The sequence below is a fragment of the Mesorhizobium sp. M1E.F.Ca.ET.063.01.1.1 genome (assembly GCF_003998155.1).
Taxonomy (GTDB): Bacteria; Pseudomonadota; Alphaproteobacteria; order Rhizobiales; family Rhizobiaceae; genus Mesorhizobium.
Genome location: NZ_RZSC01001412.1, coordinates 1 through 697, shown reverse-complemented (window position 1 = coordinate 697; position 697 = coordinate 1). Strand labels below are relative to the sequence as shown.

The window sequence follows — 697 nt, the reverse complement described above, 5'->3', positions numbered from 1 at the left end:
CATCGGCATCGTCATTGTCCTCAGGCGGCCTCCTTCAGGCGGCTTGGCGGCCGTTGCGGTCGAGATAGCGGGAGATCTCGGCGGCGATCGCTTGCGCGTCGGCGCCGACGCCGCCGATGAAGTTGGAATCGCGCTTGCGCAGGAAGCGGAAGCCGAGCGCGTAGAGGCCGGGAACGCTGGTGACGCCGCCCTGATGCGCGAGCTCGCCGTCGGCGCCGAGCGCCAGCGGCTCCAGCCAGCCGAACGACCGCGCATAGCCGGTCGCCCAGATGATGGTGCGGATCGAGCCGTCCCTCAGCGAAAGCCGCTGGGGCCAAGCCGAAGGCACGGCTACCGGCTCGCGCCGGCCTGGTCGCGCGTCGCCGGCGAAGCGGTCGATCTCGGCGAGCAGGCGCGCTTGCTTCATTTCCGCCGCCGCGATCTGCGTCGCGAGATCGTCGGCGAAGACGATCTCGCGATCGGCAATCCCGCGCACGCGTCCGGCCAGCTCGACGCCAAGCGCTTGCAGCGTGGCGAGGTCGACATCGGTCTTGTCCGGCCGCCCGGCGAGCTGCAGCGAAGGCTGGCGCCTGGCGCTCTCGGGGTTGGCGAGCGCGTCGAGCGGTTGCGCCATGAAACCCATCCGGCAGAGCCAGAAGAAGATATCCTTGCCGCGCCAGCGCCTCGGCAGGCGCGTGTGCTTGCCGACGGACAGCGT

The 697-nt window shown here is 70.4% G+C and carries 1 pseudogene; it reads right to left on the bottom strand.

From position 1 onward, the window contains the following. Positions 1 to 34: 34 nt before the first annotated feature. Positions 35 to 697, bottom strand: a pseudogene (locus EOA29_RS41935) (pyridine nucleotide-disulfide oxidoreductase); the annotation flags it as partial.